Origin of the sequence: Nannocystis pusilla (assembly GCF_020073745.1) — a bacterium.
In the GTDB taxonomy this organism is placed as follows: Bacteria; Myxococcota_A; Polyangia; order Nannocystales; family Nannocystaceae; genus Nannocystis; species Nannocystis radixulma.
Genome location: NZ_JAIRAU010000034.1, coordinates 1 through 22097, shown reverse-complemented (window position 1 = coordinate 22097; position 22097 = coordinate 1). Strand labels below are relative to the sequence as shown.

Here is a 22097-nt window from a genome sequence, read left to right as displayed (position 1 = left end):
AGGTGTGACGATTGCGGCCGCGGGGCGCGGCGCTAGATCTTGCACCCGCACTTGCACTCGTCGGGCTGGGTCGGGTCGTCGGCGACGCACGGGTTCCAGCCGGTCGGCTTGGGGCCGCACGAGGTGGTGACCTCGATGATGCCGTCGTTGTCGCGCCAGAAGACGGGGTCGGTCCAGCCCTGGCAGTAGCCCTGGTCGACGTACGGCAGCTCGATCGGGTCGCAGGTCTTCTTGGAGAGATCGGTGCCGGGGAGGCAGCGGGACTGCCACGGCGGGTCGTCGCACATGCCGTCGAGCGGGCCCTCGCGGGAGACGGTGAACCACCCGCACACGAAGTTGCCGCCGGCCGCGGCGTTGGAGCAGCTGTTCTCGCTGACGATCGTGCCGCAGAACTCGTCCATGCGCTCGGGACAGTCGAGCGTCTGGGCGGTGCACAGGCACGCCAGCGGACCGTCGCAGTCGCACACGCTCCACTCCGGGCCGAGGTCGGTGGGGCTGTGGGTGAACTGCAGGACCTCGATGTCGCCGTCGTCGTCGCGCCACACGCTGGTGAGGCCGCCGGAGGTCTGCTTGGCGACACAGAAGTCGCGGATGCCGCCGAGGCAGCCCTGGGTGCCGTGGGTGTAGCTGAGGATCTGGGCCCACTTGCAGTCGTTCTGGGCGCACTCGAGCTCGTTGGTGTAGATCGCACACTGCGCCGGCTCGCCGGTGGTGCTGCCCTCGGTCGTGGAGGTCGCGGCCTCGGTGGAGGTCGGCGTCTCGGTGGCGCCGGTGGAGGTCGGCTCGCCCGTGGTGGTGGTGGTGACGGGCGGAGTCGAGGTGCTGGTGGAGTCGGTGTCCGGCTTGGCAGTGGTGGCGTTGCCGTCGTCGCCGCAGGCGAGGACGAGCAGGAGGCCGCACGTGAGTAGGCGATAGGGGGAGGGCATGCCGGCACTATACGCCAGCGCCCCCGGCCGGCGCGAGTACGCCGCGCGGCGCCGAGGCTGCCGCCGCGCGAGTCGAGGATCGAGGCCGCGGCCCGCGAAGTGACAGCGGCGTCAGGTTGGGCGCCGGGCGGCGCGGGCGCGACGACCCTCGCTCGCGCGCCGCGGTAGAGCCCGCGTGCGCGGACCAGGGCGAAGCCGCGCGAAGCTGTCCGAAGAAGCAGCTCGTGCGCGGCGCCAGGCGACGCGCGGCGAGGCGGGTGATGAGATGGCGATCAGGACATGGCGAAAAAGACATGCGGCCGGCGAGCGGCGCGAACGGGGCGCTTCGATCTCCCGGCGCGTCGATCGACAGGCCGGCACGGCGCGGCCGAGAACTTGCGAGGAGGTCGAGACGCGCCGGTCGTGGCGCTCACAGGCAGCGGCACTTGCAGTCCTCGGGCTGGTTCGGGTCGTCGGCGACGCAGCGGCTCCAGCCGATCGGCTCGGGGCCGCAGACGTTGATGACCTCGACGACGCCGTCGACCTCGCGCCAGAAGATCGGGTTCTGCTCGCCCTGGCACACGTTGGGGTAGGGGAGGGCGAGCTTGGGGCAGTCGTCGGCGCCGAGGTTGGTGCCCGGCAGGCAGCGATCCTCGGACGGCGAGTCGTCGCAGCTCGGGTCGGGCGGGCCCTCCTTCGAGACGTTGAACCACCCGCACACGAGGTTGCCGCCCGACGCGGCGTTGGTGCAGCCGGCGTCGCTGCCGATGAGGCCGCAGAACTCGTCCATGCGCCCCGGGCAGTCGAGCGTCTGGGAGGTGCACAGACAGGCGAGCGGACCGTCGCAGTCGCACACGCTCCACTCGGGACCGAGGTCGGTGGGGTTGTGGGGGAACTGCAGGACCTCGATGTCGCCGTCGTCGTCGCGCCACACGCTGGTGAGGCCGCCCGAGACCTGCTTGGGCACGCAGAAGTCGCGGATGCTGCCGAGGCAGCCCTGGGTGCCGTGGGTGTAGCCGAGGATCTGGGCCCACTCGCAGCCGTTCTGGCCGCACGCGCTCTCGTCGGTGTAGATCGAGCACTGCGCCGGCGCGCCGGTGGTGGCGCTCTCGTCGGTGGTGGCGGTGGCGTCGGTGGTCGTCGGTGTGGTGGCGGTGTCGTCGGTGGTCGGCCCGCTCGTGGTGGTGGTCGTCGTGGTGACGGGGGGCTGGGTCGCGGTGGCGTCGGTGGCGTCGGTGTCCGTGCCGGCACCGCCGCCCTTGTTGCAGGCGAGGACGAGCAGGAGGCCGCAGGAGCGCAAGCGATAGGCGAAGGGCATACCTCACTATACGACGGGGGGCCGGGCCGGGCGAATCGCGCCCCGGAGCCGGCCGCGGGCCCGCGGGACCGGCAGGGCTCGCTGGCCGGGGCGAAGCTGCGCGAATCTGGTCGAAAGTTCAGGTCGAGCGTCGACCCGGCGGGAGCGTCGCCCGAGGGTGAGGCGGAGCCGTAGGTCGCGTCGACTCGCGGTCACCCGGACAGCGATCGCGGATCGCCGTCGGCGGGCGACGCTCATGACAGTCTCTCCGCGGGTGAGGCGGTTGTATTCGCAACCGTCGCTCGAATCGCCGGGGTCGCTGTCCCCGCGTCGCCGCGAAGAGGCCCGCGCGGCTGATGGGAAGTCGGTGGTGATCGCGGCGGCGGCGAAGCAGGACCGAATTAAAGAGGATGGTGCTGCGGTGCTCGGAGCGCCGATCGAGTGATTCGTGGAATGGATGGTATGACGAATCGCCTCGTCGTGGCTGGCGACGAGGGGGCGACGCTTCGACCGCACGTTGGGCGCCTGTTCCAAGCGACGTCGACGTCGAGCGCGAGGAGGGAGCGTCGCGGGCTGCTCGAAATGGCCCGGCCGCGGCGCTACGGGTGAACGCGGCCGAGCGCGACGAGGCCGTGCTCGCGGATGCGGAGGTCGAGCGGGCCGCGGACGGCGAGCAGGAGGCGGGCCGCGCCGAACTCCTCCTCGCTGGCGTCGGCGCGGGCGATCGCGGTGCCGCGCACACCGACGAGCAGGGTCGGCTCGGCGATCTCTCGCCGGTGTTCGCCGGGGCCGAGCAATTCGAGGTCGACGTGGGCGCCGTGCATGCGCGCAGGAGCGTCGCCGGGTCGCCACACTTGAGGTCTCGCGGCGACGTCCAGCGTGGCCAGCGCCGCCTCGACATGCAACGGGCGACCGCTGCCGTAGTCGTACAGGCGATAGGTGCAGTCGCTGGGCTGCTGAATCTCGGCGATCAGGAGCCCGGCGCCGATCGCGTGCACGGTGCCGGCGGGGACCAGGACGACGAGGCCGCGCTCGGCGACATGTTCTTCGAGACAGGCGACGACGGTGCCCTCGGCGGCGGCGCGCGCGAGGTCGTCGCGGCCGACGCCGGGGCGCACTCCGGCCCAGAGACGGGCGCCGGCGTCGGCGTCGAGGACGATCCACGCCTCCTCCTTGCCGGGCAACGTCGCGCCCGGTCGCGCAGGGTCGGGGCGATCGTCAGGGTGGACCTGAACGCTGAGCGGCAGCGCCGTGTCGATGAGCTTGGCGAGGAAGGGCAGCGGTCCGCCGAGGACCTGGTCCAGCCGCCGACCACAGGAGAGGCTCTCGTGCCCGGGGAGGGTCGAGAACTCCCAGGTCTCGCCGATCTTGCGCGCGCCGAACAGATTGCGCGCGGCGCCGCTGTCGCTCAGCAGTTCGGCGAGGCGACGTCCGCCCCAGCGGGTCTCCTTGATGGTCTCGGCGCGGAGCTCCGGGCGAAGCAGCGCGGGGACGGCGGCAGTCATGCTCGGAGGGTAGCGCGAGTCGGCGCCGGTCGGGTATCCTGGGGTCGCCGCACCTGCGGCAGGGGGGCCATGTCGAGCCGAGATCGCGGTCACGGAGCAGGACACGGAGATGATTCTCGGGACATGTCCCCAGGGGCAGGGGGCGAGCCGGACGGCGGGCGGCGGGCGGTGCTGAAGCTCGGCATCGGCGCGCTCGGGCTCGGGCTGGCGGCGGTGCCGGCGGCGCCGGCGATCGGCTACCTGCTGTTCCCGAGCGGTTCGAAGGGCGGCGAGGCGGCGTTCCTGCCGGCGGGCAAGCGCTCGGCGCTCGCGGGGGCGACGCCGGTGCGGGTCGACCTGTACGCCGACAAGGTCGACGCGTGGAACAAGACGCCCGACGTGAAGCTGGGCTCGTGCTGGGTGCTCGAGCGCGACGGGGCGCTGCACGCGTTCTCGACGGTGTGCCCGCACCTCGGCTGCGCGGTCGACTTCGACGCCGAGGCGCAGAAGTTCAAGTGCCCGTGCCACCGATCGGCGTTCGGGCTCGACGGCTCGGTCGAGGCCGGACCGTCGCCGCGGCCGCTCGATTCGCTCGAGATCAAGGAGCAGGACGGGCTGGTGGCGATCCGCCTGGTCCGCTACCGCCAGGGCGTGGCGGACAAGGAGCCGGTCTGATGGCGCTGCTCGACTGGCTCGACGAACGCACCGGGATCCGCTCGGCGACCCGCCTCATGCTCGAGGAGGACGTCCCCGGCGGCGCGCGGCTGCGCTACGTGTTCGGCTCGGTGCTGGTGTTCCTGTTCATGCAACAGGTGGTGCTCGGCATTCTGCTGGCGTTCTACTACAGCCCGTCGGCCACCGACGCGTGGGCCAGCACCGCGTACCTCAACGATCAGGTGACGTCCGGGTGGTTCTTGCGCGGGCTGCACCACCACGGCTCGTCGGCGATGGTGGTGGTCGTGGTGCTGCACCTCTTGCAGGTGGTGATCGCCGGGGCGTACCGCAAGCCGCGCGAGGTCAACTGGTGGACGGGCCTGCTGATGGGCGCGATCGTGCTGGCGTTCGCGCTGACCGGCTACCTGCTGCCGTGGGACCAGAAGGGCTACTGGGCGACGCAGGTGGCGACCGGGATCATGGGCTCGGTGCCGGGCGGCGAGCCGCTGCAGCAGTTCGTCCAGGGCGGCCCGGAGTACGGCAACCTGACGCTGACGCGGTTCTTCGCGCTGCACGTGTTCGTGCTGCCGATCGCGCTGGCGGGGCTGCTCGGGGTGCACCTGCTGCTGTTCCGCAAGCACGGGGTGACGCCGCCGGATCTGCCGGAGGCGGAGCTGAAGCGCATGACGCAGCCGTTCTGGCCCAATCAGCTGTTCCTCGACGTGCTGGCGATGGCCGTGTGCGCGGCGGTGCTGGTCGGCCTCACCGTCACGACCCACGGCGCCGAGCTGTTCGCGCCGGCCGACCCGGCCAGCAACTTCGTAGCGCGGCCGGAGTGGTACTTCCTGTTCCTGTTCCAGCTGCTCAAGTACTTCCAGGGGCCGCTGACGATCGTGGCGACGGTGCTGCTGCCGGGCGCGGCGGCGGCCTACCTGTTTGCGCTGCCGTTCGTCGACCGCGCGAAGTCGAGGGCGGTGCGCTCGCGCTGGTCGGTATTGACCGGCGTCGGCCTGTTGATGGCCGGCGTGACGGCGTTGACGGCGGTGGCGATCGTCGAGGACGGCAACAACGAATCGTTCCAGCACGGCGTCGAGCAGGCCCACGCCGAGGCGACGCGGGCGCGCGAGCTCGCGCGAGAGGGCGTGTCGCCGGTCGGCGGCGTCGCGGTGTTCGACAACGACCCGGAGCAGAAGACCCGCAATCTGTTCAAGGAGCACTGCGCGTCCTGTCATACGCTCGAGGGCAAGGGCGCCGAGGAGGCGCCGGTGCTCGACGGCTTCACGAGCCGGGAGTGGCTGGCGGCGCTGGTCCGCAACCCCCGAGACAGGCGCTTCTACGGGGCGACCAAGCACAATACGATGGAGCCGCTGACCACCGAGGCGGCCAGCGACGAAGAATTGGCCGCGGTCGTGGAATACCTGATCAGCCTGTCCGGCGCGAGCGCGGCGGCGAGCGTGGACGCGGCGATGGTCGCTCGCGGCAAGGAGCTTTGGGACAAGAAGCTCGAGTGCTCGTCGTGCCACGAGCTCGAGGCCGGCAAGGACAGCACGGGCCCGACGCTGGCAGGTCGTGGTTCGCCGGCATGGGTCGCGCGGATCATCAGCGACAGCGGACAGAAAGACCTGTACGGCGATACCGCGGAGATGCCGAAGTTCGCCGGAAAGCTGACGCCGGAGCAGATCGACGCGCTCGCGCAATTCGTGACGTCGCGTGGGGCGCGGTGATCAGCATCTCCCTGTAGTCGCGTTCGTGTCGTCCGCTCGCGCCGCGTCCTTCGACGCGGCGGACGAACATTCGACGTCTCGAGATCAGGGTAATTTCGAGCCCGGCGGCGCTGTCAGGCTCGCATCGCCGCGGGGCGGGCGCCGCAGGGCAAATGGCTGAGCTTGTCGCGGCTGCCGCGCAGATCTGGTGTCTCCAGCGACATTCATGTGAATCATCAAAGAGGGCTCCGCATGAAATGTCAATCGTGACGCGCTCGCCGGTCCGGGCGACCTCCGGTCGGCTCGCGCCGGGGCGATGATTCATCGCACTGCAGGTACCTTCGTGGAACAGGGGGAACACGAAGATGCGGAGGTGTCGGCATATACAAGCGATGACGGTGTCGCTGGTCGCATCGGCCTGCGACGCGGTGGACATGGTCGTCCCGGAGGACGTCGGCGACGGGTCGATCCAGATGCGCGCGTGCCACGACAACGGGATCGAGCTGAACGGAACCCGGTTCAATGGAACGCGTTTCAATGGAACTTGGTTCAATGGGATCAGGCTGATCCTGGCCCAGCTCGTCGAGGGGACGACGAAGAAGTCGCTGACCGGCTGGTCGCTGGTGCCGGGCACGAGCGAGCTGCAGGCGTGGAGCAGCGCCGGCGAGCTGCTCCGCGGCGACGAGTTGGTCGGCGCGCGGCTGCACTGGCTGGTCGACGACGGCAAGCAGCAGCAAGAGGTGAAGGTGCGGATCGCCGGGGTGACGCAGAGCTGGGACCGACCTGATATCTATTTTACGGACCTCGACGTGCGCTTCGGCGACGGCGCGTGGGAGTCCCTCTGCACCGACGGCGAGGGCGAGCCGACCGAGGCGATCGTGGTGCCGGGATACTTCGACGCCCAGACGGCCGACTGGCTGCCGGGCGAGCAAGGCGAACTCGCGGTCGCCTGCCGCGGCACGGCCGCCGGCAAGTGCCTCGAATGGGGCTACCGAATGTGGGCGAAGCAGGGCGGCATATCGCTCGCCGATCACTACCGCGCCTGCACCCGCATGGTCCGCGCCGACTACTGCGGCAACAATGTGTCCCACACCGAGAACGGGACGGTGATCGACGTGTCGGACGGGCTGTCGCCGGCGATCCTCGAGCCGGAGACGGACTGGCCGATCGAGGCCAAGTGGGGCCCGCACGGGGCTGTATGCCTCAATCAGCCGCGCAAACTGTCACATTCGCGCGCCAAGGTGATCGCGGAGTGCAAGGCGGCGGGCCGCGGCTCGCTGCCGTACTGCAACCAGAGCGAGCCCGGCGAGCACGGCGGGCTGTTGATGTCGCAGGCGCTGCCGAGCTGACGCGATCGCGGGAGCGGGCCGCCGGCCGCGAACGCGGTGTGGGGGCCCGCGTCCCGGGGGCGAGGTCAGGACGCGCCCGCTGATTCATGCGTCTCCCAGCTTGCGAGGATCGGCGAAATGTCGCAAGTGCAGACGTCGGAGCCTGTCCCGGAGGACATATCACATCAGCGCGCCGGGCCGTGCTCGTGCGCGAGCAACCATTGCCGCGCGGCGGTCCGCCGGTGGCCGTCGCCGAGCACGATGGCGTCGTGTTCGGCCGCGTGCGCCAGCTCGAGCGCCCGCGAGCGCTCCTCCGGCGCGTGGTCCCACAGCGCCTGCGCCAGCGACAGGCGGGTGCGATAGCGGGCCGCCGTGGGGCCGCGATCCTCGCCGAGCTCCTGGGCGCGGCGCAGCGTGGCGAGCCCCCCGGTGATGTTGCCGGCGTCGATGTCGAGCAGGCCGGCGACGCACTGATGCTCGGCGGTGAGGGGGCTGTCGGGGCCGACGATGGCGATCCAGTCGGCGAGCGAGCCGGCCAGCGACTCGCGGGCCTTGTCCCATTCGCCGCTGTCGAACTGCACGAGCGCGAGGTTGGCCAGCGATTGCAGGGCGTAGGGGTGCTGGGCCCCGAAGCCGGCGCTGAAGACCTCGAGCGATTCGCGAATCAGGTCACCGGCCTCGGAGAAGCGCCGCAGCTCCTGCAGGTCGACGCCGAGGTTGCCGAGCGTGATCGCGATGTCGGGGTCGTCGGCCTCGAGGATCGAGCGGCGGAACTGCAGGTTCTCGCGGTGCAGCGCCTCGGACTCGGCGTGGCGGCCCTCGAGGAAGCGCAGCACGGCGAGGTTGTTGCGCAGCTCGCCGACGAGCCGGCTGCGCGGGGCGATCCGGTCGAGCAGGGCAGCTGACCTTTCGGCCATGCGATCGGCGGCGCCGAACGAGCCGGTGGCGTGGGCGAGGACGAAGACCTCCTTGATCATCGCGCGGGCCAGCACCTCCTCGTTGTCGCTGCGGGTGGCCGTGACGATGGCGCGCCACAGCTCCGACTCGGCGGCCATCAGGTCGCCGGACTCGGCCAGCAGCGAGCCACGTCGCAGGTGGGCCTCGGCGAGCACCGCCGGGACGTCGATCGCCTGGGCGTCGCGCACGGCCTCCTCGGCGAGCGCCAGGCCGGCCTGCAGCTGCCCGGAGCCCTCGAGGGCCTCGACCTGGGCCAGCTTGCCGCGCAGCGTATGGAGGCGCGTGGCGACCGTGGGGTCGCGCGGGGCGCCGATGCGCTGCCACTGCTCGAGCAGCTGCGCCGGGTCGCCGCAGGCCGCGACCGGGGCGAGCGAGCGGACCGCGTCGAGGGCGCGGATCACCGTGTTGTGCTCGGCCTGGGCGAGCACGTCGACGCGCGCGGCCAGCTCGGTGCGCCGGCGCTGCAGGCACGACATGCGCAGGTCGAGGACCGCGTCGGACTGCTCGCCGCGGTGGTGGGCCAGGCAGGCCTCCTTGTGCATCGTCTTCCAGTCGTCGACGTAGTCGTCGAGGGCGTCGCGCGCGAGGGTGAAGGTGTCGGGGGCGAACGCGAGGTCGGTGGCGAGGAAGGCGTCGCGCAGCGACCGGCTGCGGGCCTCGTCCCACACGCCGGCGAGCTTGTCGTCGGCGCCGTGGCACACCGGCGAGGCCTGGGAGAACACGAAGGCGGCGAGGCCGAGGCTGAAGGCGGCGATGCCGGCGGCGATCAGGCGCCTGCGCCCGCGCACGCGGTCGAGCTCGGCCAGCAGGGCGTGCATCGACGGGAACCGGTGCGTGGGGTCGCGGGTGAGGCCCCGCATCGTCAGGTCCTGCAGCCACTGCGGCACCATCGACAGCACCGGCGGCGGCAGCAGCTTGCCGAGCAGGACGCTCTGGCGCAGCTCCTCGACGGTCTCGCCGGCGAACGGGCGCCGGCCGAACAGGGCCTCGTAGAGGGCGACGCAGAACGAGAACTGGTCGCTGCGCGCGTCGGCCGGGACGCGCATGAACTGTTCGGGGGCCATGTACTTCGGCGTGCCGACCAGCGAGCCCATGGCGGTGAGCCGCGGCAGCGACGGGCTCGAGCGCGAGGCGGGCGGCAGCGCCGGCTCCGGCAGCGCGCTGTCGGCCGAGCGCGCGAGGCCGAAGTCGGCCACGAACACGCGGCCCTGACCGTCGATGAGGACGTTCTCGGGCTTGAAGTCGCGGTGCACCAGGCCGGCCGCGTGGGCGGCCGCCAGACCGCGACCGGCCTGCGCGAACACCTGCAAGATCTCCCGCCAGCTCCGATCCTGCTCCGAGAGCCATGTCCGAAGGGTCTGGCCCTGCACGAACTCGAGGGCGATGAAGTCGAGGCCGCCCCACTCGCCGACGTCGTAGACCTGGACCACGTTGGGGTGCGAGAGCTGGGCCAGCGCCTTGGCCTCGCGCAGCAGGCGGGCGCGCGCCTGGCTGTGATCGGCCCCGGGGGCGCGCAGCAGCTTGAGCGCGACCTTGCGGTCGAGCGCCTCGTCGTAGGCGCGGTACACCACGCCCATCGCGCCCGCGCCCTGACGTCCGAGCACGACGTAGCGACCGATCCGCACGACCTCGCTGGGATCGGCGACGGCGTCGGAGGGAGGGTCTGCGTTCGTCGTGGACAGCAGCACCGACAGATAACAACACTAGGATCGGATCTCGAGCCTGTGCAAGCGACAGCTGGGAAGTACCCTGGAAACAGGAACGAAGTAAACCCGCGTGGGGTCGGCCCGCCCCGGTGTGGGCGTGACACCGCCATAAGATTCGCGTCAATTACATGGCCCTTCCTGCGATCCGTCGCATTGTTCAGCTGTATGGTGATACGCGCGGGGCTGCTGCTGTGGGCATTCCTCGCTGCTTGCAATCGCCATGACGCATTGGAGGAGACGGCGACGCGCGGCATGGGCGTGACGACGTTGCCGACGGGCGGGCCGTCGGGCTCGTCCGGGCCGACCGATTCGCGCGGGCCGACCGAGGGCGGCGAGACGACGACCACGGGGGCGCCGACGTCGGGCTCCGGCGGGGCGGCCGGGGCGACCGGGGCGGTGGAATCATCGATCGGCGGGACGGCCGGCGGAACGACGAACGCCGGCGAGGTCGACGGAAATTGCGCGCCGAAGGGCTGCGGCGGGCAGGTGCAGGCCTGCGGAGATTGCCTCGACAACGACGGCGACGGCGCGATCGACCTCGACGATCCGGAGTGTCTGTCGCCGTGCGACGCGCGTGAGGACGTGTTCGCAACCGGGAGCGCGGGCGGCAAGTCGTGCGCGCTGGACTGCTTCTGGGACGGCGACGCCGGGCCCGGCGACGACGGCTGCCGCTGGGACCTGCGCTGCGATCCGGCGCGCCCGGGGCCGGGGAAGTGCGCGTACGATCCGGACCGTGATTGCCCGGCGGAGCAGGGCGCGGAGTGCCTGGTCGCGTGCCGGGCGCCGAACGGCTGTGACTGCTTCGGCTGTTGCTCGCTGGCGGCCTTCGGGCTCGATGGCGCCGTGTACCTCGGCGATCCCGACTGCTCGCTGGCGAACCTCGACGAATGTGCGCAGTGCACGAAGAACCCGGGGTGCGAGAATTCCTGCCGGCCGGACCTCTGCGAGGTGTGCTTCGGCGAGTCCGCGCCGCCGCCGGGCTGCGCGGAGGCGGCCTGTCCCGAGGGACAGGAGTGCGTGACGGCGGGCGGCGGGTCCGATTGTGGCCAGGACATGTTCTGCGCGGCCGGCTGCTGCGCGCCGCTGCCGTGGGGGTGAATGCGGCGGCCGGCGGCGGCGGGGCGCTTGCGCGGAGGTGCGCGCGCCGATACGATCGCGGCATGAACTTCGCTTTGTATCGTCGAATCGTCGTTGCGGTGGTGTGTGGGTCGTCGGGCTGCAGCGTGCGCGAGCCGCTCGACAGCGCGAGCGACACGGAGGCGGGCAGCGGCGACGGCGGGGCCGCGAGCTCGTCGACGACGACGACGGGGCCGGACGACAAGCCGGTACCGCCGCCGACCAGCACGACGGGGCCGGACGACACGACCGGGCCGGCGGCGACGACGGTGCTCGACACCGGCGACCCGGTGACCAGCGTGGTGACGTCCGACGCGACCAGCGGCGAGGCGGTGCACGAGTTTCAGGCGCTGCTGGCGGTCTCGACCGTGATCGCGCCCGAACTGCCGTTCCAGTTCATCGCCACCAGCACGTGGACCGGCTGGCCGGAGCCGCACTCGTTGCGCCTGGAGCTGCAGCCGCTGGCGCTCTCGCAGGGCCAGGTGCTGGCGCCGCGCACGCCGGTCGGCGACCCGATCGTGTTCGACGCGATCCCGGTGGTCGACGGGGCGTTCGAGCTCGACATGGGCCTGGCGATGGTCATCGGGGCGGCCAACCCGATCACGGGCGGCGACGTCACGGCGACGCTGCTGCTGCGCGGGTCGCTGGTCGCGCCCGACTTCTACTGCGGGCAGGTCGACGGCGAGATCGTCACGCCGCTGAACGCGTCGGTGGTCGGCTCGACGTTCGCGGCGCTCGCGATCGCCGGGCCGGACGAGCTGCCGCCGCAGGTGATGATCACCTGCGACGGCGAGACGGTCGGCTGAGCGGCGTCAGCTGCTGTGCTGCGGGCTGATGTCGATCTCGGGCGCGCTGCTGAAGAAGTTGTTGAGCCGCGGATCCTGGTAGCGCGCGTAGTCGATCGGCCACGGGGTGGCCTCGACGAGGCCGTCCTTGCTGGTGATCGTGAGGGCCATCGGCCGGACGTCGCGGTAGTTGCTGTCGGGCGGGAGGTCGTCGTTGTCGGCGCCGCCGGCGGAGAACAGGGTGAACAGGCGGATGTCGGCGTCGCTGTAGTGGTTCTTGAAGCCGGCGTTGACCTTCTCGTGGCCGCGGACCAGCGCGTTGCAGCCGATCCGCTGCATGAACTTGCGGAACTGCTGGCGGCCGAAGGCGAACCGCGCCGAGGCCTTCTGCAGCTCGTCGGGCACGATCTCGGCCTTGCTCGGGTCGCTCCACAGCATCTGGAAGCGGATGTCCTCGCGGTTGAGGCTGGCCAGGTCGGCCCACTTGTCGGCGATCAGGCTGTCGCGCGGGATGCCGGCGTGCACGAACAGCATCTGGTCGAACAGCAGCATGTTCGGCATGGCGTCGAAGAAGTCGAGGAAGCGGCCGAACACGTCGGCGCCGAGGTGCGGGGTGAGGCTGTTGATCGCCTCGGCCGGGCGGACGCCGCCGTACACGCGGCCCTGGTACTCGATGTAGTACTCGTGGTTGCCGCGCAGGACGAACACGTGGTCGGGCGCGGCGAGGAAGAGGTTCAAGATCGTGCGCAGGACGCCGTTGTAGCTGAAGCGCCCGCGGTCGATGTAGTCGCCGAGCAAGACGAGGCGGACGTCGGGGTTGTTGTCGGGGTCGGCCTGGAAGCGCCGGACCTTCTCGATGAAGTTGCTCTGGTGGACGGCGGCCTTGAGGCACGAGTAGCAGCCGTGCAGGTCGCCGAGGACGATGAGCTCGTAGCTGCGGCCGGGCTTCGCCGGCAACACGTAGACGTGCTCGTCGAGGAACTCGTCGCCGCCGACGAAGTCGGCGACGCTGGCGCGACCCTCGAGCCGGCCGCGGCCGCGGACGCGGTACTCCTCCCACTTCTCCTCGACCTTGTCGAGCAGCGCGAGGTCGGCGGCGAACTGCCGCTGCAGCTGCGCGGGGTCGGCGGAGTAGTGGTACTCGAACTTGGCGAAGAACGGGTGGTTGTCCTGCGCCGGGACGCTCAGCTGCGTCGGCTCCCGCACCTCGACGCCCACGCTCTCGAGCGCGGCGTCTTCGAGGATCAGCTCGGCTCCCAGCAGCTCGGCGAGGTCGTTGCGGAACGCGGCCTCGTCCGGGTGCACCTGGCCGTCGGCGGCGATGAAGCGGTCGACGACCTCGAGCAGGTGCTGCCGGTTGTCCTCATCGAGCCCCTGGAACATCTCGAAGCAGCGCAGCTTGAGCTGCGAGACGACGAAACGCTGCGGGTCCTCGCCGTCGGCCACGGCCTCGGTCAAGAGGTTCTTGATCTCGCGGTCGATCTCCTGGAACCGCTGGACGTAGTGCTCGTGCTGGTTCTCGATCCGCTCGAACCGCAGCTCGGCGTCGAGCGGGCCGCCGGCGTCGATCCGCGCGGTCACCAGCTCGCGCAGGAAGGCGCGCACGAACGCCTTCTCCCGGATGTCGAACTCGCTGTCGATGTAGCCCAGAGTGGTGAGGTAGAAGATCAGGGCCTCGATCTGCTGCTCGGCGACGGAGGGATCGGAGTGGAGCTGGATCATGGGGCGACCGGCGCAGAATATCCCGGGGCGGCCCGCGCGGCGGACCCGGGTGCTCCCGGGCACGCACGGGGTGAGGGGTGTGCAGATCCGCGCACAGGGCCGCGGGGGGGCTGGCGCGGCGATACGCGGTTCGCCGGCGCGGGCGAGGGAGGAGTGACTTTTCGCCGAGGCGCAGGCGGCGTGGGGGGTGCTCGCTTCGCGAATTGCCGACTGCGCCTCGCGGGGGGTCCGGGGAAGGGTCGGCGACGAGTTCAGCGTCGGGATGGACGCTCGTTCCTCGCGCCCATCCTGCCTCGTATTCGTCGCCGACCCTTCCCCGGACCCCTGGCACGGCTGCAGCCGTGAGAGGCCGCCACGCCGTCGTGGGCTCCGCTGGCGGATGTCCCGTCGCGCAGGTTGTCTGCGCCTGTTCGACGGCCAGGGCTGGCCGCCGAACAGACGCTTTCTGGGGTCATTCACGGCGTGTCATTTCGGGCGCAGACAATCACGGCGACCTCCAGCTGCGGCGCATCGCGGCGGCCTGCTCGCCGGGCTCGCGCGAGGGCTTCGCGCCGCCACCGGCCGCGACAGCTGCCGGGGCGGCGCTGGCGGGCGAGCCGCGGCGCCGCGCGGCTCAGGCGTGGATGGCTTATGGGACATGTTACAAGAGACATGCCGTGTTTGGACCGCCGTACGGAGGTCGAGCGACCGCGCCGTGGTTCGCGTCGAGGCGGGGGCCGCTGGTCGCGGCTTGAGGATGCTCGGGTGTTGCGGGTGCAGCGAGGGGGCATGTCGTGGACGGACCGCCGCGTCGGAGGGTGGCGTGACGCGTCGGGGCGGGGCGATGCGTGGTCGGGGGCTGGCGTGGCCGAGGACGCTCGGGGCGCTGCGGTCGCCGCGAGCGCGTGGGTGATGTTCAGGACATGTCGGATCGGGCATGTCGAGGACGGGAACTTGGGAGCATGTCCGCATGGACATGTGACCGGCCGGGCGGGCTCGCCGCGGTGGGAGGCGATGCGCGGATGTGCGATCTCCCGGTATGGCGGTGATTTGCACGGCCGCCCCCGTGGCAATGCCGGGCCGGGCGTCGCGCCGGGCGCGGGGCAGCGGCGCCGTCGTCCGCGCGCACGGCGGTTGCGGCGGCGATGGCGGCCGTTCGCCGGGAAAACCACGGTGAGCGACCGGGCCGCGGTCGGGGCTCACGACCCGAGGTCTTCATGCTGAGGTCGGGCGGCAAATCTGGTAGCGTTTGCGCCTTGCGCTGCCACGCGTACCTCATACGCAGCGAGCGCTACCTCGACATCGAGGAGGTCTTGCTGCACCAACTGGCCACGGCCAGCCGCGAACAGGTCCTGGACCTGATCGGGCGCGACTTCCGTCGCATCGAGCTGCTGAGCGGAGAGTGGCGCCTGCTGTTCAGCCAGCCGCGCGTCCACGAGGCGTACCGGCCGACGATCGGGACGAGCCAGCGCCGGGTAGCGCGCATGATGGCCGCGCCCGACCAGCTGGCCCCGCTGGTCAACACGCTGTGGCAGCACGAGATCCGCGACCGCTGGCGGGCGATCAGCTTCGGGCTGCAGCACCTGACCTGCGCCCTGCCGCTGGCCTCGGGCCTGGTCGGCGCGGTGTTCGTCGAGGAGCCCGACCTGTGGCTGTCGGCCGAGCCGACGCACGAGATCCTGGCGATCCACCCCGACGTGTTCGCGCTGATCGGGACGCAGATCCGCAAGCTCGCCGAGGAGGGCGACTGGGCGCAGCTGGCCCGCCTGGTCGCCGATCACTGCGACTCGTCGGTCGAGTTCACGAGCGACAAGTGGCTCGGGCTGCGCGAGCAGAGCGCGGTCAAGGCCCCCGCGCTGGTCCGCTACATGGACGGGTTCTTGACGCCGCCCGAGCTGCACGACAGCGTGGTGGCGGCGATGCGGCAGATGCTCGACGCGCAGGTGCAGCCGAGCCTCGACGCCTGGCTCCGGGTCCACGCCGACCGGGCCCACTACGCGCTGGTGTTCCGCGACATGCGGCGCGAACGCTCGCGGGCGTCGGCGCCGCTGCTGGTGGCCGCCGGCTGAGCGCCGCGGCGGCGGGGGCCGCGAATTGAATTTGATTCGCGAGTCGGAAGGCCGGGCGGCCGGCCGACGCAGCGAGCGGGGGCAGCACGAAGGCTTTGCCGGCGGCGCGCGTGCGGGCTTCGTGCAAAGATGAGGCGATGCCGTCCACCGCCGCGCGTGTCCTCGTCCTCGCGCTGGTCGCCGGCTGCGCCGATGACCTGGCCCAACCGACAGGTGAGCCGACGACCTCGGAGGGGTCGTCGACGACGACGACCTCGGGCGGGCCCACGGACTCGACGGCGCCGCCGGTGACGTCGAGCGTCGGCACGACCACGGAGGGCGAGGCGACGAGCGCGAGCGAGCCGACGATCGGCAGCACCACCGAGACGGTCGACGCCGAGCTGTGCCTGCGCCTGGGCGGGCCCCAGGGCGCGGAGGCGCTGGCGGTGGCGATCGCCGGCGCGGTGGTGGCCGACGACCGGATCAACGCCTACTTCCTCAACGCCGAGTTCGACGGCGGCCGCTTCATCGACTGCCTTGTCGACCAACTGGCGACGATCGCCGGCTGCCCGGGCGCGACCTACACCTGCAAGGGGATGACGGCGGCGCACGCGGAGCTCGGGGTGTCGGCGATCGACTTCGCCGACTTCGTGGCCGACGTGGCGACGGCGCTCGACAGCCACCAGGCTGGCTCGGCGCCGCTGCTCACCGACGCCGACAAGGCGGCGCTCACGGGCGCGCTGGCGGCGTTGGAGGCCGAGGTGGTCGAGGACGCCGGGAGCGACGCGACGCTGTACCAGCGCCTCGGTCGCAAGCCGGGCCTGCAGGCGCTGGTCGACTCGTGGCTGGCAGGGGTGCTGGGCGACGCGACGCTGTCGGGGTTCTTCGCCGGCGCCGATGAGGTGCGCTTCGAGACATGTCTCGTGAGACAGCTGGCGGGCGTCGACGGGCCGGCGGTCTACGGCGGGGAGGTGGACCCGCCGCCGGGGCTCGAGCCGGGGGTCGGCGCGGCGACGCCGTGCCGGGCGATGCAGCCGGTGCACATGGGCGTGACCAACGAGATGCTGGGCGGGGCGCCGATCACGTCGGCGGACTTCGTGACGATGCTGTCGCATCTGGCGGCGGCGCTGGCGACGGTCACGGCCGACGACGAGGACGCGGCGGCGCTGCAGAAGGCGCTCGAGCCGTTGTGCCCGGAGATGGTGGTCGACCCCGAGGACTGCCCGGGGGTGACCGAGGTCGACGAGTTCGCGGAGGTCGACCTCGGGGCGGCGATCGAGGACGGCGCCTACGACGGGACGCCGGCGTCGATGGCGTGCGCGACGCTGACGGTGCCGGCCAGCGGGTTCGACGTGGTCGAGGCGGTCGAGGTCGAGGTCGGGGTCCAGACCGGCTACGCGGGCGACCTGACGATCAAGCTGATCTCGCCGGCCGCGGAGACGGTGACGCTGGTGAGCCGCCCGGGCCTGGCCGAGGCGGCCGACGACGGGTCGCAGTGCAGCGGCGACAACTCCAACCTGAGCGCCGCGGCGCCGCTGACGTTCGGCCTGCAGGGCAAGAAGGACGCGGAGCTGATGGGCGACGGGCTCGACACCGACGGGACGATCTGCAAGGACGACAACGCCTGCAGCTATACGCCGAACCCGGGCGCGGCGATCGGGCCCGATCTGGCGAGCCTGGCCGGCTCGCCGGCGCCGGGCGAGTGGCAGGTGTGCGTCGGCGACAGCTGCGGCGGCTTCACGGCGACGCTGCAGCTGGCGCGCCTGCGACTGACGCGGGCGAAGTGAGGGCCGCGAGTCGGCGAAGCCGGCGAGGAGAGGGGGAGCTCCGGGACGGGCCGCGAGGGTTCAGGGGTCGTTGAAGGCGCCGGGGACGAGGCAGGCGGCGAGGTCGCTGCGGCGGATGAAGACGCTGCGCCCGAGCCTGACGGAGGGGATCTGGCCGCGACTGATGCGGTGATAGATGGCCTTGCGGCTGGTCTTGAGCATGCTCGCGACCTCGTCGACCGTGAGCAGGTCGAGCGCTGCGGCGTTGTCTGAGCGAGGCTTCGCGCTTTTTCTATCCCCACGCGGGACCATCGGTACCCTCCCCGTTCCCCGCGGTGACGTTACCCAAGCCGCGCCGGCCACACAATGGCCGCCCGGGCGGGCTCTGGCGCCTCAGGGCTCGCTTCCGCGAGGATGGAGCTTGATCGCGGGGTCCGCCGGCGCAAGACTGCGCGGCCGATGTCGCTCGCCGAACTCGTCCACGCATCTGCCCTCGAACAGGCGCGCCTGCTGCGGCGCCGCGAGATCCGCAGCCAGGAGCTGGTCGCGCTGTACCTCGACCGCATCGCCGCCTTCAACCCGGCGCTGTCGGCCTTCGTGTCGGTGTTCGACGGGCGCGCGCGGCGGGCGGCGAAGGTGGCCGACGATGCGCTCGACCGCGCGGCGCGGCGCGGCGCGCTCGCCTCGGTGCCGCCCCTGCTCGGGGTGCCGATCGGGGTGAAGGACCTGAACTTCGTCCGCGGCTCGCGGACGCGAATGGGCTCGCACGGGGTGTGGCCGCTGGTCTCGCCGGTCGACGACGCGACGGTGGCGAAGCTGCGCGGCGCGGGGCTGGTCGTGCTCGGGAAGCTGGCGACGTCGGAGCTCGGGGCGTTGCCGGTGACGGAGCCGGACACGCACCCGCCGACGCGCAACCCGTGGGATCCGTCGCGCACGGCCGGCGGGTCGAGCGGGGGCTCGGGCGCGGCGGTGGCGGCCGGGCTCTTGCCGTGGGCGCAGGGCAGCGACGGCGCCGGCTCGATCCGGATCCCCTCGGCGTTCTGCGGGCTGGTCGGGATCAAGCCGTCGCGCGGGCGGGTGGCCAACGCGTTCGGCCGCGACGACCGCCGCTTGCTCTACACCTGCGGCCCGCTGGCACGCTCGGTCGCCGACGCGACGGCGCTGCTCGACGTGATGGCCGGGCTGACCGTCGGCAAGCCGCACTGGCTGTCTCCTCCGCCATGTCCTTACGGACAGATGACGGAGCCGTCGCCGCGGCTGCGGATCAAGCTGGCGGTCGACTCGCCGATCGCCGCGGCCGAGCCGCAGTGGGCCGAGGCGGCGCGGGCGGTCGGCAAGGCGCTGGCGGAGGTGGGACACCGGGTCGAGGAGTTTGAGATGGCGCGCGGCTCGGTCGACGACTTCCTGCCGATCTACCAGCACCTGCTGGCCGACGTGCCGATGGTGCGCGCGCATCGGTTGCAGCCGGCGACGCGCTGGCTGGTCGAGGCCGGTCGGCGCAACTCGCCGGCGCTGGCGCGCGCGGCGTTCGAGGCGCTGCGCGAGCGCGTGCTCGCGTGGGTGGGTGACGCCGAGCTGGTGCTGACGCCGGCGGTGGTGGGACCACCGCCGCCGATCGGGGCCTGGGGCGGACCCGACGGCGAGGCGGTGTTCCGCGCCTACGCGGTCTACGGGGCGTTCACGGCGCCGTTCAACATCACCGGACAGCCGGCGATCGCGCTCCCGGTGGCCCGCTCGCGCGAGGGCCTGCCGATCGCGGTCCAGCTCGTCGGGCCGCTCGGCCGCGAGGACCGGGTCCTGGCGGTCGCCCGCGAGGTCGAGGCGCTGTTCCCCGGGCGGCCGCGAGTACCTGTCTCTCCAGCCATGTCGTAACGGCCTGTTTAAATGGCCGCCGGCCGCGCCGTCCGTCACCTCGGCCCGGCAGAAATTTTCAGTGGAAGCTCACGGGAATGTCAGGCGTTTGGACTGAGTCCGATCGCCATCTCGATGCGTGATCTGCAAGAGACCATCGAGGCGTGCGAGATCAGCATGGTGTCGGACGTCGAGTGATCCATGAAGCGGCTCGGTGCCGCTACAACGACGAAGACCTTATCGCGGAGAACGTGCCATGACCCCCCCCAATGCTTCCAAGCTGCCCCTCTACGTGCTGACCGGCGTCTACTACCTCATGACGGCGCCGCGCTCGGTCCGCCGGTTGCAGAAGAAGCTGCTGGCGCTCGCTTAGCCTTGAAACCCCGCGGCGGCCGCTCGTCGGCCGTCTCGGGCCCTTGTGTGATCCGGGGCGACGCGCTCCGCCCCGACGAAGCGCAGTGAAAAAATGTCGCTCTGACAGCGCCCGATGTGACAGCGATGTCAGACCCAGTGGAGCTCGGCGACCGGTGATGTCGCGGTGAACTTGCCATTGGTGTCGCGGGTGAGCTTGCTGGCCGCGACATTCGGATCGTGAGTGAAAAAGACAGTGCCGTCGTCGGCGAGGATCCGGGCGAGCAGCGCCTCCTTCTCGTCGATGAGCAGCTCGGGGTAGCGGTCGTAGCCCATGGTGATGGGCAGGTGGACCCACGGGACGCCGGGCACGAGATCGCCCATGAAGGTGATCGGGCCGTGCGGGGTGTCGATGCGGGCGAGCAGCAGGCCCGGTGTGTGCCCGTTGGACACGGTGAAGGTGTAGCCGGGGCCGAGCAGCTCGCTGGTCTCGCCGCGGACCCGCTCCAGCCGGCCGGTGGCGAGGATCAGGTCGGTCAGGCCGGGGATGAAGGAGGCCCGGTCGCGCGCGTGCGGGTGCAGGGCCCGCTGCCAGGCGTCCTCGCCGACGACGTAGCTGGCGCGCGGGAACACCAGGGCGGGCGCCTGTCCTTCGGACCAGGCGGTCAACAGTCCGCCGGCGTGATCGAAGTGGAGGTGCGACAGGACGACGATGTCGATGTCGTCCGGGCGGACGCCGAGGTCGGCGAGCGAGCGGAGGAGGACGTGCTCGGGCTCGACGACGCCGAACCGGTCGCGCAGCTTGGGCTCGAAGAAGGCGCCGATGCCGGCCTCGAAGAGGATCGTGCGGCCGCGGTCGTCGCGGACCAGCAGGCAGCGGCAGGCCAGCAAGATCCGGTTGAGGTCGTCAGGCGGGGCCCAGCGCTGCCACATGGCCCGCGGGACGTTGCCGAACATCGCGCCGCCGTCGAGCCTCTGGGTGTTGCCGCGCACGCTGTCGAGCCGCATGCGGGCGGTGTATCACTTCTCCGCAGACAGCGCCCGCACCAGGCGGGCGAAGGTGTCGCCCCGCTCGCCGTAGTTCTTGAACCAGTCGTAGCTGGCGCACGCGGGGGAGAGGATCACGGCGTCGCCCGGACCGGCGAGCGCGGCCGCGACCTCGACCGCCTCGGCCATCGACGTCGCCCGCCGCGCCTCGACCACACCCGCGGCGAGCGCGTGAAAGGCGTCGGCCGACTCGCCGATGGCGACCAGGGCGCGGCCGCTGCGGCGCAGGAGGTCGCGCAGGGGCGTGAGGTCGTCGCCCTTGGCCCGGCCCCCGGCGATCAGGACGAAGGGGCGGTCGAAGCCGTCGAGGCTGGCGAGCACGCTGGCGACGTTGGTCGCCTTGGAGTCGTCGTAGAAGCGGACACCTGCCCGCTCGCGGACGAAGGTCATGCGGTGCGGCAGGCCGTGGAAACCCTCGAGGCCGCGCACGCAGGCGTCGAGGCCGACGCCGAGGTGGCGGGCGGCGAGCAGGGCGAACAGCGCGTTCTTGCTGTTGTGCCGGCCGGGGATCGGCAGGGCGCGGCGCGGGACGGCGTCGCCGCCGGGCAGGACGAGGCTGTCCCCGGGGCCAGGTCCGAGGACGCGCGCGCCGTCCGGGTCGTCGACCAGGACGAGGCGGCCGGCGCCGACGCGTTCGCGGAGGAAGGGGGTCCAGCCGTCGCCGGCGTCGAGCAGGGCCAGGCCGCCGCCGTCGAGCCCGGTGAACACGCGCGCCTTGGTGGCGGCGTAGTCCGCGAGGGTGGGATAGCGGTCGAGGTGGTCGGGGGTGATGTTGAGGACCATCGCCACGTCGGTGGCGGCCCGGTCGAGGGTCTCGAGCTGGAAGCTGGAGCACTCGAGGACGAGGGCGTCGGGCCGGGGAGCGCCGCTGCGCAGCAGCTCGAGCAGGGCCGCGGCCAGGGGGACGCCGAGGTTGCCGCCGACGAACGGCCGCATGCCGCCGGCCGCGAGCAGGGCGCCGGTCAGGGCGGTGACGGTGCTCTTGCCGTTGGTGCCGGTGATCAGGACGGTGGGCAGGCGACCGAAGCGGGCGGCGGCGATCGCCAGGGAGAGGCTCATCTCGCCGTGGACCCGGGCGTTCGGGGCGAACTCCTGCTGGGCGGCGCGAAACCGCGCGGGCGGGACGCCGGGGCTCAGGACCATGAGGTCGACGCCGGCGAGGGCCCCGGGCGGGAGGTCGGCGGCGCCGAGCAGCGGGACGACGCCGGCCGGGACGGTCGCGTCGGGGTTCTGGTCGTAGAGGCGGACGCGGGCGCCGAGGAAGACCATGAGCTCGGCGGCCGCGCGGCCGCTGGCGCCGGCGCCGATGACGAGCGCGGTGGTGCGGGCGAATTCGCGGTCGGCGGGTGAATCGGAGGGGCCGGCGGAGCCGACAGGCGGGAGTGATTCGCGGGTCAC

Annotated in this window: 17 protein-coding genes; 9 read left to right on the top strand and 8 right to left on the bottom strand. The window is 71.8% G+C overall.

Features of this window, described 5'->3' with window-relative positions; all coding sequences use genetic code 11:
• Positions 1-32: 32 nt before the first annotated feature.
• From K7C98_RS25825 to K7C98_RS25815, 3 genes are all read right to left on the bottom strand, one after another.
• Positions 33-926: a hypothetical protein gene (locus K7C98_RS25825; RefSeq protein ID WP_224194434.1), complete on the bottom strand. Its 894-nt coding sequence runs from the start codon at positions 924-926 to the stop codon at positions 33-35.
• Between the two features lie 409 nt (positions 927-1335).
• Complete coding sequence (locus K7C98_RS25820) at positions 1336-2223, bottom strand: hypothetical protein (protein ID WP_224194433.1); 888 nt, start codon at positions 2221-2223, stop codon at positions 1336-1338.
• Between the two features lie 578 nt (positions 2224-2801).
• Complete coding sequence (locus K7C98_RS25815) at positions 2802-3707, bottom strand: class I mannose-6-phosphate isomerase (RefSeq protein WP_224194432.1); 906 nt, start codon at positions 3705-3707, stop codon at positions 2802-2804.
• Positions 3708-3830: 123 nt separating this feature from the next.
• Here K7C98_RS25815 and K7C98_RS25810 point away from each other — a divergent pair, with 123 nt between their 5' ends.
• From K7C98_RS25810 to K7C98_RS25800, 3 genes are all read left to right on the top strand, one after another.
• Entirely contained in the window at positions 3831-4361 is a 531-nt protein-coding gene (locus tag K7C98_RS25810) for a ubiquinol-cytochrome c reductase iron-sulfur subunit (RefSeq protein WP_224194431.1), read from the top strand.
• Positions 4361-6064 (top strand): cytochrome b N-terminal domain-containing protein, encoded by a 1704-nt coding sequence (locus K7C98_RS25805; protein ID WP_224194430.1) that lies wholly within the window; start codon positions 4361-4363, stop codon positions 6062-6064. The genes K7C98_RS25810 and K7C98_RS25805 overlap by 1 nt, the downstream gene beginning before the upstream one ends.
• A gap of 377 nt (positions 6065-6441) precedes the next feature.
• Complete coding sequence (locus tag K7C98_RS25800; RefSeq protein ID WP_224194429.1) at positions 6442-7392, top strand: ADYC domain-containing protein; 951 nt, start codon at positions 6442-6444, stop codon at positions 7390-7392.
• Between the two features lie 164 nt (positions 7393-7556).
• Here K7C98_RS25800 and K7C98_RS25795 read toward each other — a convergent pair whose 3' ends face one another.
• Positions 7557-10016, bottom strand: a complete 2460-nt coding sequence (locus K7C98_RS25795) for a protein kinase domain-containing protein (RefSeq protein WP_224194428.1) — start codon at positions 10014-10016, stop codon at positions 7557-7559.
• Between the two features lie 183 nt (positions 10017-10199).
• Between K7C98_RS25795 and K7C98_RS25790 the strand changes: the two genes are divergently transcribed.
• Both K7C98_RS25790 and K7C98_RS25785 read left to right on the top strand, forming a co-directional pair.
• Positions 10200-11132, top strand: coding sequence for a hypothetical protein (locus tag K7C98_RS25790; RefSeq protein WP_224194427.1), 933 nt, complete (start codon positions 10200-10202; stop codon positions 11130-11132).
• Between the two features lie 62 nt (positions 11133-11194).
• Positions 11195-11956, top strand: a complete 762-nt coding sequence (locus K7C98_RS25785; protein ID WP_224194426.1) for a hypothetical protein — start codon at positions 11195-11197, stop codon at positions 11954-11956.
• A 6-nt stretch (positions 11957-11962) separates the two neighbouring features.
• Here K7C98_RS25785 and K7C98_RS25780 read toward each other — a convergent pair whose 3' ends face one another.
• Complete coding sequence (locus K7C98_RS25780) at positions 11963-13657, bottom strand: metallophosphoesterase family protein (RefSeq protein ID WP_224194425.1); 1695 nt, start codon at positions 13655-13657, stop codon at positions 11963-11965.
• Positions 13658-14892: 1235 nt separating this feature from the next.
• On the opposite strand from K7C98_RS25780, the gene K7C98_RS25775 reads away from it, so the two are divergent.
• Together K7C98_RS25775 and K7C98_RS25770 are read left to right on the top strand one after the other, a co-directional pair.
• Positions 14893-15705: a hypothetical protein gene (locus K7C98_RS25775; RefSeq protein ID WP_224194424.1), complete on the top strand. Its 813-nt coding sequence runs from the start codon at positions 14893-14895 to the stop codon at positions 15703-15705.
• Between the two features lie 137 nt (positions 15706-15842).
• Positions 15843-17471, top strand: a complete 1629-nt coding sequence (locus tag K7C98_RS25770) for a proprotein convertase P-domain-containing protein (RefSeq protein WP_224194423.1) — start codon at positions 15843-15845, stop codon at positions 17469-17471.
• Between the two features lie 60 nt (positions 17472-17531).
• On the opposite strand, the gene K7C98_RS25765 is transcribed toward K7C98_RS25770, so the two are convergent.
• Positions 17532-17762 (bottom strand): helix-turn-helix domain-containing protein, encoded by a 231-nt coding sequence (locus K7C98_RS25765; RefSeq protein ID WP_224194422.1) that lies wholly within the window; start codon positions 17760-17762, stop codon positions 17532-17534.
• A 147-nt stretch (positions 17763-17909) separates the two neighbouring features.
• On the opposite strand from K7C98_RS25765, the gene K7C98_RS25760 reads away from it, so the two are divergent.
• Both K7C98_RS25760 and K7C98_RS25755 read left to right on the top strand, forming a co-directional pair.
• Complete coding sequence (locus K7C98_RS25760) at positions 17910-19322, top strand: amidase (RefSeq protein WP_224194421.1); 1413 nt, start codon at positions 17910-17912, stop codon at positions 19320-19322.
• A gap of 12 nt (positions 19323-19334) precedes the next feature.
• A complete protein-coding gene (locus K7C98_RS25755) occupies positions 19335-19499 on the top strand; it encodes a hypothetical protein (protein WP_224194420.1) in 165 nt (54 codons plus the stop codon).
• 303 nt (positions 19500-19802) lie between these two features.
• Here the strand turns inward: K7C98_RS25755 and K7C98_RS25750 are convergent, their stop codons facing one another.
• Positions 19803-20660, bottom strand: coding sequence for an MBL fold metallo-hydrolase (locus K7C98_RS25750; RefSeq protein WP_224194419.1), 858 nt, complete (start codon positions 20658-20660; stop codon positions 19803-19805).
• A 12-nt stretch (positions 20661-20672) separates the two neighbouring features.
• Positions 20673-22097, bottom strand: a 1425-nt coding sequence (gene murD / locus K7C98_RS25745) for a UDP-N-acetylmuramoyl-L-alanine--D-glutamate ligase (protein WP_224194418.1), incomplete at its 5' end; no start/stop codon positions are given.